General features: G+C 64.1%; 17 protein-coding genes and 1 riboswitch. Of the genes, 8 read left to right on the forward strand and 9 right to left on the reverse strand.

Annotated features, from left to right (window positions below):
• Positions 1 to 85: 85 nt before the first annotated feature.
• From ltrA to nrdR, 8 genes are all read right to left on the reverse strand, one after another.
• Positions 86 to 1,342: a group II intron reverse transcriptase/maturase gene (gene ltrA / locus ABGX75_RS16545; protein ID WP_347410937.1), complete on the reverse strand. Its 1,257-nt coding sequence runs from the start codon at positions 1,340 to 1,342 to the stop codon at positions 86 to 88.
• A gap of 703 nt (positions 1,343 to 2,045) precedes the next feature.
• Complete coding sequence (locus tag ABGX75_RS16550) at positions 2,046 to 2,519, reverse strand: phosphatidylglycerophosphatase A (RefSeq protein WP_011507873.1); 474 nt, start codon at positions 2,517 to 2,519, stop codon at positions 2,046 to 2,048.
• Positions 2,516 to 3,475, reverse strand: a complete 960-nt coding sequence (thiL, locus tag ABGX75_RS16555; RefSeq protein WP_347410936.1) for a thiamine-phosphate kinase — start codon at positions 3,473 to 3,475, stop codon at positions 2,516 to 2,518. Before thiL ends, ABGX75_RS16550 begins: the two co-directional genes overlap by 4 nt.
• A gap of 1 nt (position 3,476) precedes the next feature.
• A complete protein-coding gene (gene nusB / locus ABGX75_RS16560; protein ID WP_011507875.1) occupies positions 3,477 to 3,977 on the reverse strand; it encodes a transcription antitermination factor NusB in 501 nt (166 codons plus the stop codon).
• Positions 3,974 to 4,456 carry a 6,7-dimethyl-8-ribityllumazine synthase gene (ribE, locus tag ABGX75_RS16565; protein ID WP_011507876.1) on the reverse strand — a complete coding sequence of 161 codons (483 nt, stop codon included), beginning with the start codon at positions 4,454 to 4,456 and terminating at the stop codon, positions 3,974 to 3,976. The genes nusB and ribE overlap by 4 nt, the downstream gene beginning before the upstream one ends.
• 186 nt (positions 4,457 to 4,642) lie before the next feature.
• Positions 4,643 to 5,803, reverse strand: coding sequence for a bifunctional 3,4-dihydroxy-2-butanone-4-phosphate synthase/GTP cyclohydrolase II (ribBA, locus tag ABGX75_RS16570; RefSeq protein WP_347410935.1), 1,161 nt, complete (start codon positions 5,801 to 5,803; stop codon positions 4,643 to 4,645).
• Between the two features lie 175 nt (positions 5,804 to 5,978).
• Positions 5,979 to 7,121, reverse strand: a complete 1,143-nt coding sequence (gene ribD / locus ABGX75_RS16575) for a bifunctional diaminohydroxyphosphoribosylaminopyrimidine deaminase/5-amino-6-(5-phosphoribosylamino)uracil reductase RibD (RefSeq protein WP_052046708.1) — start codon at positions 7,119 to 7,121, stop codon at positions 5,979 to 5,981.
• A gap of 39 nt (positions 7,122 to 7,160) precedes the next feature.
• A complete protein-coding gene (gene nrdR / locus ABGX75_RS16580; RefSeq protein WP_011507879.1) occupies positions 7,161 to 7,646 on the reverse strand; it encodes a transcriptional regulator NrdR in 486 nt (161 codons plus the stop codon).
• Positions 7,647 to 7,884: 238 nt separating this feature from the next.
• On the opposite strand from nrdR, the gene ABGX75_RS16585 reads away from it, so the two are divergent.
• The 4 genes from ABGX75_RS16585 to ABGX75_RS16600 all read left to right on the forward strand — a co-directional run bounded on the left by ABGX75_RS16585 (position 7,885) and on the right by ABGX75_RS16600 (position 11,061).
• On the forward strand, positions 7,885 to 8,133 hold the full coding sequence (locus ABGX75_RS16585; RefSeq protein WP_011507880.1) for a GlsB/YeaQ/YmgE family stress response membrane protein: 249 nt from the start codon (positions 7,885 to 7,887) through the stop codon (positions 8,131 to 8,133).
• A 142-nt stretch (positions 8,134 to 8,275) separates the two neighbouring features.
• Positions 8,276 to 10,072, forward strand: a complete 1,797-nt coding sequence (locus tag ABGX75_RS16590) for a sugar phosphorylase (RefSeq protein WP_035413840.1) — start codon at positions 8,276 to 8,278, stop codon at positions 10,070 to 10,072.
• 32 nt (positions 10,073 to 10,104) lie between these two features.
• Positions 10,105 to 10,240: riboswitch (Fluoride riboswitch) on the forward strand.
• A gap of 90 nt (positions 10,241 to 10,330) precedes the next feature.
• Positions 10,331 to 10,729, forward strand: a complete 399-nt coding sequence (gene crcB, locus ABGX75_RS16595; RefSeq protein ID WP_011507882.1) for a fluoride efflux transporter CrcB — start codon at positions 10,331 to 10,333, stop codon at positions 10,727 to 10,729.
• 32 nt (positions 10,730 to 10,761) lie between these two features.
• The gene (locus ABGX75_RS16600) at positions 10,762 to 11,061 is read left to right on the forward strand and encodes a DUF190 domain-containing protein (RefSeq protein ID WP_240673378.1); all 300 of its coding nucleotides are present in this window, start codon (positions 10,762 to 10,764) and stop codon (positions 11,059 to 11,061) included.
• Positions 11,062 to 11,113: 52 nt separating this feature from the next.
• Here ABGX75_RS16600 and ABGX75_RS16605 read toward each other — a convergent pair whose 3' ends face one another.
• Complete coding sequence (locus ABGX75_RS16605; RefSeq protein WP_347410934.1) at positions 11,114 to 11,587, reverse strand: hypothetical protein; 474 nt, start codon at positions 11,585 to 11,587, stop codon at positions 11,114 to 11,116.
• A 178-nt stretch (positions 11,588 to 11,765) separates the two neighbouring features.
• On the opposite strand from ABGX75_RS16605, the gene dsbG reads away from it, so the two are divergent.
• The 4 genes from dsbG (at position 11,766) to ABGX75_RS16625 (ending at position 16,169) form a co-directional block, all read left to right on the forward strand.
• Positions 11,766 to 12,533 carry a thiol:disulfide interchange protein DsbG gene (dsbG, locus tag ABGX75_RS16610; protein WP_110061970.1) on the forward strand — a complete coding sequence of 256 codons (768 nt, stop codon included), beginning with the start codon at positions 11,766 to 11,768 and terminating at the stop codon, positions 12,531 to 12,533.
• A gap of 105 nt (positions 12,534 to 12,638) precedes the next feature.
• A complete protein-coding gene (gene dsbD, locus ABGX75_RS16615; protein ID WP_035413836.1) occupies positions 12,639 to 14,549 on the forward strand; it encodes a protein-disulfide reductase DsbD in 1,911 nt (636 codons plus the stop codon).
• A gap of 2 nt (positions 14,550 to 14,551) precedes the next feature.
• The gene (locus ABGX75_RS16620) at positions 14,552 to 15,376 is read left to right on the forward strand and encodes a prolipoprotein diacylglyceryl transferase family protein (RefSeq protein WP_035413834.1); all 825 of its coding nucleotides are present in this window, start codon (positions 14,552 to 14,554) and stop codon (positions 15,374 to 15,376) included.
• 166 nt (positions 15,377 to 15,542) lie between these two features.
• Positions 15,543 to 16,169, forward strand: coding sequence for a class I SAM-dependent methyltransferase (locus ABGX75_RS16625; protein ID WP_035413832.1), 627 nt, complete (start codon positions 15,543 to 15,545; stop codon positions 16,167 to 16,169).
• The last annotated feature ends 39 nt before the right edge of the window (positions 16,170 to 16,208 follow it).

The raw sequence follows: 16,208 nt of genomic DNA on the forward strand, positions 1-16,208 counted from the left end.
GAAAGCCCTGCTGCATCGAGTAGGAGGGGGAGTCGCCTCCCCCGTCCTCTCACACCACCGTACGTACCGTTCGGTATACGGCGGTTCATGAAGAACGGCTAAGCCCTCTTGCCGTGTCGAGTACCGAGATCAGCCCCTGCTGCTCGAACCACTTCCGTGGCAGGGCCTGATTCATGTGCGAGGCGCCCGCATTCCACCAAGGACCTCGCCCATTCCCCGCTGACTTCCTGGCACGGGGCTCGTCCAACCCTAGCGCCAGGAGTTTCCGACGCCGGGTGCCTGGACGTTTCCACTGCCGCCAAATCACGCAGCGCAAGCGTCGGCGTACCCATTGATCCAGCGCTTCCAGGGGACGCTTCACATCGACGAGGCTGAAGTAGCTGGCCCAGCCGCGTAGGACGGGGGCCAACGCCTCGGTGACTCGCCGGATGTTGTGCCCCCTGCCACGCTTCAGGATCTCCCGGACACGCTGCATCAGGCGCTGCAAGCTGGCCTGGGTCAGCGTCAGCCGTGGCAGCTTGTGCCGAGTCAGCGTGTACCCCAGATAGCCTCGCTGCCAGGGGCGATCCACCGTGCTTTTGGCATGGTTGACCATGAGCCGAAGTGAGTTCTCGAGATACTCACTCAGGCTGGCCATGACGCGCTCACCCGCTCGCCGACTGCGTACATAGATCTGCATGTCGTCGGCGTAGCGGCAGAAGCGGTGGCCGCGGCGCTCCAGTTCCTTGTCCACGTCATCCAGCAGGATATTCGCCAGCAGCGGGCTCAGCGGTCCGCCCTGGGGCGTCCCCTGTCGGCGTGGCGCGGCCAAGCCGTGCTGGAACATCCCGGCTTCCAGATAGCGACGGATCAGGCGCAACACCCGCTTGTCGCGGACGCGACGCGCGATCCGCGCCATCAGCAGGTCGTGGTTCACCCGGTCGAAGAAGGCTTCCAAGTCAAGGTCGACCACCCAGCGGTGGCCGGCAGAAACGTGAGCCTTCATGGCCGAAACAGCCTGCTGAGCACTGCGCCCGGGGCGATAGCCGTAGCTTGATGCGGAAAAGCCCGGATCGAAGATCGGCGTCAACACCTGCAGCAGCGCCTGCTGGATCAGTCGGTCGGTGACCGTGGGAATGCCGAGCTGTCGGGTCCCGCCCTTGGGCTTGGGGATCTTGGCGGCTCGGATCGGGCTGGGGTGGTACTCACCGGCCAGCAGCCGCTCGCGCAGCGTCGGCCAGTACTGTTTCAGGTGGTCGGTCAACTGGTCCACCGTCATGCCATCGGCACCCGGCGCCCCTTTGTTGGTGACCACCCTACGGTAAGCCCGCGCCATGTTGGCCTTCTCTACCACGGCTTCCATGAGCGGGGCGGGCTCCGCTTTCGTCCACGATGACGACGCCGGGACCGTCTCGACGCCCACCGGCTGGGGCGCGGGGTTCCACCCCGGCCCCTCTGGGTGGGTGGCGGTGTTAGCGCCCATTGCTGTCTTCACGATCAATCCTCGAGACGTCATCGCCTACTCGCGGTTCTTCATGTTCGGCCCTTGGTGCCGAGGTGAACCGGCCCTTACTATGGCCTTGGCTGACGTCTGATGGCCCCTCCCGTCGCCTTTCGACGCCGGTAGCACTGTGGCAGACCACCAGACCTCCCAGGGTAAGACGCGCGACCTTCCCGCTTATGCCTGTCGGATGTACGTCATGGCGTTTCGTGCAAGTACCGGGCGTTGGTGATCGTTGCCACCTCACCCCGCCAGGACGCCTCATATCCGCTTCCTGTTCGTCAGGCCAGCGTTTTGCCTCGGGCTTCCTTCGGATTCTCCCTCGCAGAAGACACCCTTGCCGTCGGCTAGTACTTCCCCTTGCCGGGCGTACAGGGGACTTTCACCCCCAAATCATCCCGAGGCACCACCCTCGGGAACAGCGCCAGTCTGGCGCTGCGCGCCATGCCTGGCGCACAACGAAAAGCGCCTCGACCCAAGGGTCGAGGCGCTTTTTCATGTCCGGGGCGCAAGCGTGCGGCACGCCAGACTCAAGGCCGCCAGCACCGCTCGGGGCAAGCGCTCTTCAGTGCAGCCAAAACCACAGGTGCATGGTGCTCCAGGCATAGACGCCGGCCAGCACGTCATCGAACATGATCCCGAAGCCGCCCGCCACGCGGCGGTCGACCCAGCGAATCGGCCACGGCTTGATGATGTCGAAGACCCGGAACACCACGAACCCCCATAGCGCCGCCTCCCAGGAAAAAGGCACCGCCGCCATGGTGAGCCAGTAGCCGACGAACTCATCCCAGACGATGCCGGAGTGATCATGCACCCCCAGGTCGCGGGAAGTCTTGTCGCATAGCCAAATGCCCAGCAGCGAGGCAATGCCCACCAGTCCCAGGTACCACTCGAGGGTCAACCCCGACAGCAGCCAGTAAAACGGGATCGCCGCCAAGGTGCCGAAGGTTCCCGGTGCAAAGGGAATCGCCCCGCTGCCAAGCCCGAAGGCCAGAAAATGCGAAGGGCGACGCCAGACGCTGCGTGGCGCGCGATTCATGAGGCGCCTCCTGTGAAGTGCTGCCATCCCACTCCTTGGAGCGTCTCGGGAATGCCTCGTATGCCCGGCTCGGCGGCGACCCGCCCGATCTCGGTCAAGGCGACATCGCACGCGGCGCAACGTTGCTGGGCATCCGCCCAGGCGGCATCCGGCACGCTGACCAGCAGTTGATAATCGTCGCCGCCGTTGAGCGCGGCATGCAATGCGGCCTCGCGGCCCAGGGTCATGTCGAGGGAAGGCGCAAGCGGCAGGTCATCGGGCGACAGGACGGCCCCCACCCCCGAAGCCCGGCACAGATGACCGAGATCGGCCAGAAGCCCGTCGGAAATGTCCAGCCCCGCCGAGGCCAGGCCACGCAGGGCCTGACCGGCAGCGAGCTGCGGCGTGGGCGTCAGATAGGCGGCCAGCAGGGGGTCCGCGAGATCGTGACCACCCGCCTGCCACATGCGCAACCCGGCGTGACCGCCGCCCAGCGACCCCGTCACCGCCAGACGCTCGCCCGGGGCCGCGCCGGTACGGCGCAACGCCTGGCCGGCAGGTACATCGCCGATCACGGTGACCCCGATCGACAGAGAGCCGCGTGTGACATCGCCGCCGATGAGCGGCGTCGCGGTGCGCCGGCCGAGTTCGCGAAACCCGTGGGCGAAACGTTCCAGCCAGTCGGGCTCGGCGTGCGAGAGCGTCAGCGCCATCAGACACCCCCGCGGACGCGCCCCCATCGCCGCCAGATCGGAAAGTGCGACGGCCAGCGCGCGATGCCCGATGGCCTCGGGCGGCGCATCGCCGGGAAAGTGCACGTCGACCACCGAGGTATCCACGCTCAGCGCCAGTTCGTGACCGGCCTCCGGACTCAACAGGGCGCAATCGTCGCCGACGCCCAGCGCCACGCCGGGCATCGGCGGTTCGCTATCGGGCGTGGTGAAATAACGCGCGATGATGTCGAATTCACCCAACATGTCAGCGACGGCGCGCAGCGACCTCGGCACTCCGCAAGCGACTCGCCAGCTTGTCGAGAATACCGTTGACATACTTGTGGCCATCGGTGGCGCCGAACGCCTTGGCCAGTTCGATGCCTTCGTTGATCACCGCACGGTACGGCACCTCGAGGCGATACTTCAGCTCGTAGGCGCCCAGCCGCAGAATCGCCAGCTCGATACGGTCGAGGTCCTCGAGACGCCGGTCGAGCAACGGCGCGATGGTCTTGTCGATGGCCTCGCGGTCGGCGGCCACGTTGTGCAGCAGCTCATGGAACAGCGCCAGGTCGGCGATTCCCATGACCTTGTGCCAGTTCTCGTGGTCTTCGAGGTCCTCATCGGCAATCTGCGCCCGGAACTCCGACTCCACCGCCGTGATCGACTTGCCGGTCATCTGCCATTGGTAGAGTCCCTGCACCGCCAGCTCACGCGCCGCACGCCGCGATTGCTGAGCCGGGGTCGCCTCACGTGGCGTCTGGCTCATGCCTCACCCCCGAAGCGCTTGAACAGCGAGACCATTTCCATCGCCGCCATGGCGGCCTCGGCGCCCTTGTTGCCGGCCTTGGTCCCGGCGCGCTCGATGGCCTGCTCGATGGAGTTGACGGTCAGCACGCCATTGGCGATGGGCGTGTCGGACTCCAGCTGCAAACTGCTCAGCGCGCTGTTGCAGTTACCCGCCACGTACTCGAAATGCGGCGTACCGCCCCGAATCACCGCGCCCAGGGCGATGACGGCATCGGGCTTGAGTACCCGCAGGGCACGCTTGACGGCCAGTGGCAGTTCCCAGGCGCCGGGCACGTGGATGATGTCGACGTTTTCTTCGTCCACGCCATGACGGACGAGGCTGTCCACGGCCCCTTCCACCAGGCTATCGACCACATGATGATTGAAGCGGCCCACGACGATGACATAACGGCCATCGACATCGGTGTAGCCACCCTCGACTTGAGAGATCGGTTGCATTGTCAAATCCCGGGTCTGGAAGCGCGAAACTTCGCGCACGATATATCAGCTATGTCGGTACGTGCCAGTGAAGTGATCGCTTACGCCGCCATGACGCGACCCTCGGGCCGCGTCCGCGGCCGTCGCTTGCGACCGGCACGCCCGGCCGCCGGCGCCCCAGGGCGCGGCGGTCGAATGGATGAAGACCTATTCTACCGGCTGGTCGCTCTCGGGGGTATCGCCACCCACCCGTTCGACGACCTCGAGGTCGAAACCGGAAAGCGCGGAGAACTTCCACGGCGAACTCAACAGCCGCATCTGCCCCACGCCCAACTGGCGCAGAATCTGCGAGCCGGTGCCGATGGTCAGGTAATTGCCGGCGCCATCGGACTCGCTGGAACGCGGGGCCGGCTTGCGTCCGAGCAGCACGTCGAGCTGGTCTTTCAGATCGAGCCGTGGTCGACCATCATCCAGCAGCACGAACACGCCCGCGTCGGCTTCGGCGATCTGGGCCAGGGCACTGGCAGCGGTCCAGCTGTGGCTATCCGGCCTGGTCAGCATCAGCAGGTCGCGCAGCGTATCGGCGATGTGCACACGTACGGTGGTCGGCGACTCGGTGCGCGGGGTGCCCTTCACCAGCGCCAGATGGTGCGTATTCTGGATGCGGTCGCGGAAGACGTGCAGGGTCAACTCGCCGAAAGCGGTATCGACGACGCTGCGCTCGACCTCGTCGACGGTGCGCTCGTGGTGAATACGGTAGTGAATCAGATCGGCGATGGTGCCGATCTTGATGTCATGCTCGGCGGCGAAACGTTCGAGCTCGTCGCGACGCGCCATGCTGCCGTCATCGTTCATGACCTCGCAGATCACGCCGCTCGGTTCGAAACCGGCCATGGCGGCCAGGTCGCATGCCGCCTCGGTGTGCCCGGCGCGCCGCAACACGCCACCCGGCTCGGCCATCAGCGGAAAGATATGCCCTGGCTGGACGATATCCGCGGCCACGGCGTCGCGCGCCGCCGCCGCCCGTACGGTGCGAGCACGGTCGGAGGCGGAGATCCCCGTGGACACGCCGCGCGCGGCTTCGATGGAAACGGTGAACTTGGTACCGAAACCGGAGCCGTTGTCGCGGACCATCAAGGGCAGTTCGAGGCGTTCGCAACGCTCCCGGGTCATCGGCAGGCAGATCAGGCCGCGGGCGTAGCGCGCCATGAAATTGATGTGCTCGGCGTCGACGCACTCGGCGGCCATGATGATATCGCCTTCGTTCTCGCGATCCTCATCGTCCATGAGAATGACCATCTTGCCTTGGCGGATGTCCTCGACGATGGCGTCGATGGAAGCCAAGCCCTGTTTGGATGAAAGCGCCATGGTGTCTCCGATGCTCGTCTCGTACACCGATGCGTCGCGGGCATCGGCGCCGTCTAGGGGGTGTCGTTGCATGACAACGCGGGCGTCGTGGCAGCCCGACACCCAGTCAGGTCGGCGCCCAGAGTACCTGCAAGCGCGCCGACGCGCCAGTGGCAGCGCCCATGTGAGTGAAGGCTCACGCTTCGTCCTTGGCGCTGCGCGAGGGCCGCGCCACGATCCGCCAGTCCTGGCCCACGGCGCGAATGTCGTCGATGTGCAGCGGACGTTGCTGCGCCATGCGTTCCAGCCCCGGCAGGGCGAACAGGGGACGTGCCTCGCCGCCGAGCAGCGTCGGCGCCACGAACAGGTGCATCTCGTCGATCGCCTCGAGATCGAGCATGGCACCGGCCAGCGTCGCCCCGGTTTCCAGCAGGACCTCGTTGCACTGCTCGTCGCGCGCCAGATACGCCAGCAGCGCGCGCAGATCGACGCGGCCGCCCTCATCGGCGGGCAGCATCAGCACCTCGGCGCCGGCACGCGACAAGGCCTCGCGGCGTGCCTCGTCGGGGGTACAGGTTGCCACCAGGGTGCGCCCCGGCTCGCGCAGACAGGCCGCCGCCAGCGGCAAGCGCAGGCGCGAGTCCACCACCACGCGCAAGGGCTGTCGACGGGCGATGGCCTCGCCGTCTTCGAGCGCGAGCTGATCGGCGCGCACGGTGAGCCGCGAGTTGTCGAAGATCACCGAATCGACCCCGGTCATCACCGCACTGGCCCGCGCGCGCAAGCGCTGCACTTCGGTCCGGGCGGACGCCCCGGTGATCCATTGCGACTCCCCGCTGGCCATGGCGGTACGCCCGTCCAGGCTCATCGCCATCTTCAAGCGCACGAACGGCAAGCCATCGCGCATGCGCTTGACGAAGCCGACATTGAGCGCCTCCGCGTCGGTCGCCAAGAGCCCCACGCCCACCTCGATGCCCGCCTCGCGCAGCATGGCCACGCCACGCCCGGCCACCTGGGGATTGGGATCGACCATGGCGACCACGACACGGCGCACGCCGGCATCGATCAACGCCTGGGCACAGGGCGGCGTGCGGCCATGGTGGGAACAGGGCTCCAGTGTCACGTAGACCGTGGCGCCCGCGGCGGCGTCGCCCGCCTCGCGCAAGGCATGCACCTCGGCATGCGGGCCGCCGGCATAGGCGTGGTATCCCTCACCGACGATGCGGCCGGCATTGACCACGACGCAGCCGACACGCGGATTGGGATGCGTGGTATAGAGGCCATGGCGCGCCAACTGCAGCGCACGCGCCATGCAGGCTTCGGGGGACGGCGGAGTCATCAAACCTCCTGAGGCATTGACGCGTCGCGGCAAGCCGCGTCAGCGTTTGTCGGCATCATCCGGCGAAAAGCTGGGTTCCTGCGCCAGACGATCGATCTCGGCGCGGAACTCATCCAGGTCCTGGAAGCGACGATAGACCGAGGCGAAGCGGATGTAGGCGACCTGGTCGAGCCGCTTGAGCGAGCGCATGACCTCCTCGCCGATCTCGCGCGCCTCGATTTCGCGCTCGCCACGGGCACGGAGACGCTGGCGAATGCGCTCGACCGCCGCTTCGATGGACTCGGCGCTGACCGGACGTTTCTCCAGCGCACGCAGCATGCCGGCGCGCAACTTGCGTTCGTCGAAGGTTTCCCGCGAGCCATCGCCCTTGATCACGCGGGGCATGACCAGTTCCGCCGTCTCGTAGGTGGTGAAACGCTCGCCGCAGTCGTTGCACTGGCGACGCCGACGCACCTGGTCCCCCTCGGCGACGAGGCGCGAATCGGTCACCTTGGTGTCGTACTTTCCACAAAAGGGACAATGCATCGTGGCGCATCCGCGGTTGGCTATCGAGGATCAGGGGCGTCGTGATCGAAACCGCGACGGGGCATCCGAACGACCTTCAGTCGTCACATCACGGTCAAGATCATCGGCCATTGTAGCCTTTACGCCGGGCAAGCGGAAACTCGCTTGCACACCGTGGCCACCCGGACCACGCTCATAACGCGACGCTTGCGTCGCAAGCACCCCCTTCATTGACAAGGAATCGCCTGGAGGAACCGTCATGGGCATCATCGCATGGATCGTCTTCGGCCTGCTGGCCGGTATCGTCGCCAAGCTCATCATGCCGGGCCGCGATCCCGGCGGCCTCATCGTCAGCCTCATCCTCGGGGTACTCGGCGCCATCGTCGGCGGCTGGATCGGTACCGCGCTGGGCTTCGGCACGGTGGATGGCTTCAACCTCGGCAGCTTCGCCATCGCCGTGCTCGGGGCCATCATCCTCCTGGGGCTCTACCGCATCGTGAAGAAATGACCCTTCCCCGCCCGCGCACGTCGGCCAGGGGCTGGCGTGCGCGGGCCACCATGCCCGGCAAAACGGCAGTCTTCGCCGAGCATGGCACGACTTCTGCAACAATTCTGGCGTGCGAACCCCCGATTCTCGCGAGGAGCCGTCGATGCCCCACCCCATGTCCCACGCTCCGCAGCGTCAACTCGATGAAGCCGAGTTCGTCGACCGCGCTCGGGCACGCCTGAACGAGATCTACGGCCCTCGCGCCGACGAGGTGCTGCGCCGATTGCAGCGACTGGTGGCGCACCAGCGCGGTGCGATTCCCGAACGCCCGCGTCCATTGTGGAGCGAGCGCGACCAATTGCTCATCACCTACGGCGACCTCCTGCTCGACGGCGAACGCCCTCCGCTGCAAGTGCTCGACGAATTTTTGGAGACCCGGCTCGCGGATACCTTCAGCGGCGTGCACGTCCTGCCGTTCTTCCCCTGGAGCAGCGACGACGGGTTTTCGGTCATTCATTATCGCGAGGTCAACCCTGCGCTGGGCGACTGGGACGACATTCGCCGCCTGGCCCGTCACGGCGACCTGATGGTCGACCTGGTGATCAATCATGTCTCGCGGGAATCGCTGTGGTTCGTCGACTACCTCGCGGGCACGCAGCCGGGCCGCGACTATTTCATTGAAATGGACCCCGCCACCGACCTGTCGCAAGTCACGCGCCCGCGCAATTCGCCGCTGCTGGTGCCGGTCTCCACGCGCCGGGGCACGCGCTACCTGTGGGCCACCTTCTCCGAAGACCAGATCGACCTGAACTTCGCCAATCCCGATGTGCTCATCGAATTCATCGGCATCATGCTCTATTACGTGGCGCAAGGCGCGCGCATCATCCGCCTCGACGCCATCGCCTATCTGTGGAAGCAGGTCGGCACCGCCTGCATTCATCTGCCGGAAACGCATGCCGTGGTGCGCCTGCTGCGCGCCGTTCTCGATCACCTCGCCCCCGGCACCCTGCTGATCACCGAAACCAACGTCCCGCACCGCGAGAACATGAGCTATTTCGGCCTCGAACGGTTGGCGACCGCATCGCCGGACGCGACCGCGCAGCCCGACGAAGCGCACATGATCTACCAGTTCACGTTGCCGCCCCTGCTGGTGCATACCCTGACCAGCGGCGACGCCACGGCGCTGGAGGCCTGGGCGCGCAGCCTGCCCTCGCTGCCGCCGGGATGCACCTACTTCAATTTCACCGCCAGCCATGACGGCATCGGCGTGCGAGCCCTGGAGGGCCTGCTGCCGCCCCACGAGATCGAAGCGATGCTCGAGCTCATGCATCGCTTCGGGGGCTACGTGAGCATGAAGGCCGACGCCGACGGCAAGGACTCCCCCTACGAAGTCAACATCACCTATTTCGACGCCCTGCGCGGCACACGAAGAGGCGCCGACCCCTGGCAGGTGGAACGCTTCCTGTGCAGCCAGCATCTGATGCTGGCCCTGCAAGGCATCCCCGGCATCTACTTCCACTGCCTGACCGCCACCCTCAACGACCATGAAGGGGTCGAGCGCAGCGGCCAGTTGCGCACCATCAACCGGCGCCGCTGGCAGAAGGAAGAACTCGATGAGTTGCTCGACAGCCGCAATACGCCCACGCGCGAGGTCTTTTTGGCCTTGCGCCGACGTCTCAAGCTGCGTGCCCAGGAGCCCTGCTTCCACCCTCAGGCGGCGCAGCGCATCGTGACCACGCCTCCGACACTGTTCGCCGTGCAACGTGGCCCGCTCGACGATGGCCGCCGTCTGCTCGCGATCTACAACGTCACCGACAAGCGCCAGCCCCTGGAGGTGGCCGAACTGGACGAAGGCAGCTGGTACGACCTGCTGGCCGACGCGCCCTGGGATGCCTCGGCACCACGCGAGTTGCGCCCCTACCGCAGCCTCTGGCTGGTACAGCGCCCCGGCGCGGATTGAAGCACTTGCCGACGCGACAGGCGCTGGGTAGAGTGAATGCCGGAGATGGCATTCCTCCGGTCGCCGAGCCCCGTCATGTGCGGTGCCACCGCGACAAACCGCCTGGCGTGATCCGAGACCATGACGTCTCGACCACCGGCCGCCAGCGCTAATGATGCCTGCCAACGCACCCGAGGTGCGTCGTGTGCAGGCATTCGCTATCCGTCTTTCGGCACGCCGCATCTCGTTCATTCATTCTCGACAGGAATGCGAACACACATGTGGCTTTCCCTCGTGGCGATCGGTGCCGGCGCCGCCCTCGGCGCCAACCTGCGCTGGCTACTCGGCATGTGGCTCAATGCCCTTTTCCCTGCCCTGCCCCCCGGTACACTGGCGGCCAACTGGCTGGGCGCCTGGTTGATCGGCATCGCCATTGCCCTGTTCGCCCAGCTGCCGCAGCTTTCACCGGAATGGCGCCTGTTCGTGGTGACCGGCTTTCTCGGTGCACTGACGACCTTCTCGACGTTTTCCGCCGAGATGTTCGGCAACCTGCAGGCCGGACGGTACGCCATGGCGTTGACGGGCATCGCCGTGCACGTCGCGGGATCGCTGGCGATGACCGGCCTGGGCATCGCCACCTTCGGCGCCCTCAAGCAGTTGGGAGGTATCATCAAATGAATGCATGGCAACACGGTGACGAAGTCATTTTCATGGCACCGCAATCACGCCGGCACCACGGCAAGCCGGTGATCGATGCCGTGGCGGCATGCGCCAAAAAGCTCGGCATCACGCGCATGACGCAACGCATGGACAGTGAGGGTACCGGCGCCAACGGTCGCACGCACTCGGCGCATTTTTTCGAACTGGCCGACCAGCCCGTCGAACTCGCGTTCGTGCTGGAAAAGGCATTGGCCGAGCGCCTGATCGAGGCGGTCGACGAAGCGGGTATCGACGTTTTCGTGCTCCGCCGCGACGTCGCCTACGCACAACTGGGCGGCGAACGACGCTGAGGCTACACCGTCACCAGGGCGAAGCCGGCGTTCTGCAGCGCGATCCCCACCGTCATGCTCGACTGCGCCCATTCGACATCGGCCAGCGCGGCAATGTCGGCGAAGCCTTGGCCATGCCAGGCCTGCAGGCAGGGGCCATGATCACCACGCCCTCGCGCTGCAGGGCCTCGATCAGGGCGCGATTCGGGTTGCCCGTGTCAGCGGGCAGGCCATGCTGACGCGCGTAGGCGGTGTCTTCGAGCAGACAGGGGGTGGCCGCGCCCGAGGCGACCACGACCATGTGACGCCGCTCGACGGGCACCTCGGCCGCGGCGAACAGGTTCACCGCCCGTACCGCACGCAGCAGGCCGGCATTCGCCGAGGTCGCCTGCGCGCTGGGCGTCGTCCATTGAAACAGCGCCCGGTAGGTCCCCCATGCCAGCGGCAGCCATTGGCTCAGCTCACCGCCAGCGGGCGGCGCGATATCGATGGGCGGTGCTACATCGCTCGGCATCTGCCGCGAGATCCAGGTATCCCAGCGTGTCATGATGGCGCCCTCCCGACCGTCGATGTCTTCTACTTCATCGCGTCCGCGCGCACTTGGCAAGCCTCGCGCGCCGTCAGACGGAAACGTTTAATGCTCGGCTAATCCCATCCCGGTAACTTGAGCAAGACATAGCATTGCTGACTAGCGTCTTTTCCTATTGCATTGAGAGGAGCTTCTCATGAAGCCTTTCCACCATGGTGCCCGACTCGGCCTCATTACTGCTCTGGCTTTGGGCAGCACTCCCATATGGGCTCAGCCCGACAATCTTCCCGCTCCCATCGAGGCGCTCGTCGACCAAGGACTGACGGTACACGAGCGCTTCGAGGCTCCCGACGGCCTCACCGGTTATGCCGCCAGTGCGCAAGGCCAGCCGGTGGCGATCTACGTCACCGCGAACGGCCAGCATGCCATCGTCGGCAACCTCGTCGATGCCGAGGGCAACAACCTGTCGAGCGAGCCGCTCGACGAATTCGTCAAGGGGCCACAGGACGCCGCCGTCTGGCAACGCCTCGAGGACAGTCACTGGATTCTTGATGGCGACCGCAGCGCTCCGCGCACGGTGTACGTCTTCACCGATCCCAACTGCCCGTACTGCAAGCGCTTCTGGGACGCCGCACGCCCCTGGGTCGAGGCCGGCGAAGTGCAACTGCGACATATCATGATCGGCGTTCTCAAGTCCGATAGCCCGGCCAAGGCAGCCACGTTGCTGGGCGCCGCCGATCCTGCCGCCGCCTTCGCGGCACACAATCGCGGCGACGAAGTGGCCCCGTCCGCCCAACCGGCCGACATCGAGCAGCAGGTTCAGGACAACAACACTCTCATGCGCGAGCTGGGCCTGCGGGGCACGCCGGCGATCGTCTATCATCGCGACGGTCAGCTGGAGGTCACTCAAGGCATGCCCGGCGACGACAAGATGCACGCCGTCATGGGCTCACCACGCCCCTGACAACGCGATGCACCATTTTTCCGTATGGCCATCACTCAATGAGTTTCAGGATGAGGCCCAAGAGAACGGGAAATGCGACCAAGGATGAAAGAGAGGCCCGGACCTATGCCATCAATTCTCATGAGGTGGGTACTGCTGTTGGCGTTACTAAGCTTCGCCGCATCAGCCACGGCTCAGTCGCCATTCGGACAACAAGGTGATTTTCTGCCGCCGGACCAGGCCTTCAAACCGACGCTGGTACAGGACGGTGACAAGCTAGAAATCGACTGGCAAATCGAGCCCGGTTACTACCTCTATCGCCACAGCTTCTCTGCACAGGCGGGCGGGCGCGAACTTTCCCTCGACATCCCCGATGGGAAGAAGATCGAGGACGAGTACTTCGGTCGTTCCGAGATCTACCGCAATACGGTGAGCATGACCACACAGATCGGGGATGCCGATACCATCACTCTTCATTGGCAGGGTTGTGCCGATGCTGGTCTCTGCTATCCCCCACAGCAACGAACCTTCGATCTGGAATCCGACACCCTCACTTCGAGGAGCAGCACCGCAGAGGCTAACGCGGCGGACACGAATGTCTCAGCCGATTCCCCGAACGCATCGCCCACAACTTCCTCATCTGACGCGCCAATTCCCACCTCTCAACCCCAGACAGAGGCGGAAATGGCAGAAGATCAGCAGTTGGCAGCACGGCTCGCCAATGGCAACTGGATCTGGGCGCTGCTTGCCTTCTTCGGCATGGGTCTCTTACTGACGTTTACGCCTTGCGTGCTGCCGATGATTCCCATTCTCTCGAGCCTGATCGTCGGTCAGCGTAGTAGCGGGAGGAATCAGCGTACCACCGGATTCCTGCTCTCCCTTACCTACGTTCTGCCCATGGCCGCGACCTACGCGATACTGGGTGTCGCCGCCGCCATGGCCGGTGCGAACCTGCAAATACTGTTTCAGAATGTCTGGTTCATCGGTATCTTCTCGGTGCTATTCGTGGTGCTGGCACTCGCTATGTTCGGCGTCTTTGAGCTCGAACTGCCGGTAGCGCTGCGTCGACGTCTGGATGCCGGGATGTCCAAACAGCGCGGGGGACGCTTCAAGGGTGTCGCCGTCATGGGCGTTCTCTCCGCGCTGCTGGTCGGTCCTTGCATGACCGCGCCTTTGGCTGGCGCCCTGCTTTTCATTGCCGAGACCGGCAACCCCTGGCTTGGTGGCGCGGCTCTATTGGCGCTGGGTCTCGGCATGGGTACCCCGCTGGTGCTGATCGGCACGCTTGGCAGCCAGTTGTTGCCCAAGCCCGGTACCTGGATGACACGTGTCAAGGCGCTGTTCGGCTTCGTGCTGCTGGGCATGGCGATCTGGTTCATTGCCCGAATTATCCCTGATGCCATAGAGCTTGGCCTGTGGGGTGCCCTAGGCCTCGGCGTCGCGATCTCTCTGGCGTCCATGGCGCGAAACAACGGCACGGGTGGCGTCCTGCCCCAAGTCGCAACAGCCAGCGCTGCCATCATCGGTCTGTGGAGCGCGTTGATCATGATCGGGGCCGCCGGTGGCGCTGACGACCCCTGGCGGCCGCTGTCGGTCTATGCTCCGAGCGATATGGCAACGGCCTCCCAAGACGTCAATGAGACGGGACCTATCGCGTTCGATGACGTGGACGACCTGGACACGCTGAAACGCCGTATCCAGGCCGCAGCCAACAGCGGCCAGATGACACTGATCGAATTTACCGCAGATTGGTGTGTGTCCTGTGAGGTCATCGAGCAGGAAGTATTCAGCGACCCAACCGTCAAGAATGAAATCCAAAACGTGCAACGCTTGAGCGTCGACGTCACGGATTACGATGCCGAGGACCAGGCCATCATGCAGCACTTCGATATCGTGGGACCGCCGACCTTGATGTGGTTTGGCCCGAATGGCCAGGAGCAGCGTGGCGCCCGTATCATCGGTGAACTGGATGCCGAGGCGTTTCTCGATCGCTATGAGCAGGCTAGGCAGAGCGTCAAAGATTCCAGGGAGGGCTGATCATGAACCCACTCGACCGTAGTATCGCAATGGGTCCCTTGGGCATGAGCCTGGGTCTGCTTTTGTTCATCCTCGCTCTTGTCGTCGCGCTGATCGTGGGCGCCTGGGTGGGCCGCCGCCGACAGGTCAATGTCGGCGACCTCCTGTTCAATGCCTTGTTGGTCGGCGTAATCGGCGCACGAATCGTTTTCGTGGCCCGCTACTGGGAGAGCTACGACACCTTCTGGTCCTGGTTCGACATCCGGGATCGCGGTTTCGAGCCGTTGGCGGGTCTGATTATCGCCTTCGCCTATCTGGCCTGGCGTTTCTGGCGGCATCGGGCTGTACGTCGACCATTGGTCGCCGCGGTTCTGTCGGGAGCGTTGGCGTGGTCGATAACGGCTGGCGCATTGATGCTGATGGCCCCCCGCGGTGCGAACCTGCCCACGGTGCCGTTGGCGGATCTCGATGGATCTCAAGTGACCCTGCCCGCTGTACGGCAAGAGACCGATCGCCCCATGGTGGTCAATCTCTGGGCGAGCTGGTGCCCGCCCTGCCGGCGCGAGATGCCGATGCTGGAAAAGGCCCAGCAGGAGCGGGACGACGTGGCGTTCGTGTTCGTCAATCAGGGCGAGAGCGTCGACGCCGTCGAGACGTTTCTGCAACGGGAGTCCCTCTCGCTCGATCATCTCTATCGCGATCCGAACATGGCCTTCGGCCGGAAGGTGGGTGCCATGGCCATGCCAACCACACTCTACTACAACGGCGACGGCCAGCTCGTCGACACTCATTTCGGTGAGCTTTCACGTGCCACGCTCGACCGCAGTCTGGAGCGTTTCGATCCCTGATTTTTTTCAGCTTTTTTACTTTCACCCTGAATACTTCTCTCATTTTCAAATGAGAGAGAAAATAACAGCGTCATGGATGTCCTTTACCCGAACAAGCGACAAACTATATTGAGCGAACCAGCAAGAAGCTAATCGTTGAATTCATTCATACAAGAGGTGCTTAAACATGAGAAAAGATGACACCCGCAGCTCAAGAAAATGGGACGAAAGGTATGATGCAACTGACTATGCCTATGGAGACCAGCCAAACCAATTCTTGACACAAGCTATAGAAAAGATTGCTACACAACACCAGGGGAAGGCACTCTGCCTTGCCGAAGGAGAAGGCAGGAATGCCGTCTTTTTGGCGAGCCTCGGCTATGAGGTGGTGGCTATGGATCAGTCTGCCGTTGGGCTGGAAAAGGCGAATCGTCTGGCAGCTGACAGACAGGTCGACATCGTGACACGACAAGCCGACCTGAACGACTATGAGCCCGAACCGAATACCTTCGACCTCATTACCATGATTTGGGCTCACACGCCCAAACCCGTTCGGCTAAAAAGCTACGAAATCGTGAAGAAAGGCTTGAAAAGAGGCGGATATTTCATCCTGGAAGGGTATCTTCCGTCGCAGTCGACAAGGAACACCGGAGGCCCTTCGGATCCAGAATTCATGTTCACGTTGGGCGAACTGCGCACCCATTTCACGGACTTCAACATCATTATTGGTCGAGAGTTGACTCGAAACGTTACGGAAGGGATCTACCACACAGGGTCTGGCGATGTAGTCCAGCTTCTCGCCTTAAAGTTGTAACTGGCATGACAGGGGAATCAAACCATCGATTTCGATGAC

Origin of the sequence: Chromohalobacter sp., from assembly GCF_039830575.1 — a bacterium.
Lineage (GTDB): Bacteria > Pseudomonadota > Gammaproteobacteria > Pseudomonadales > Halomonadaceae > Chromohalobacter > Chromohalobacter israelensis.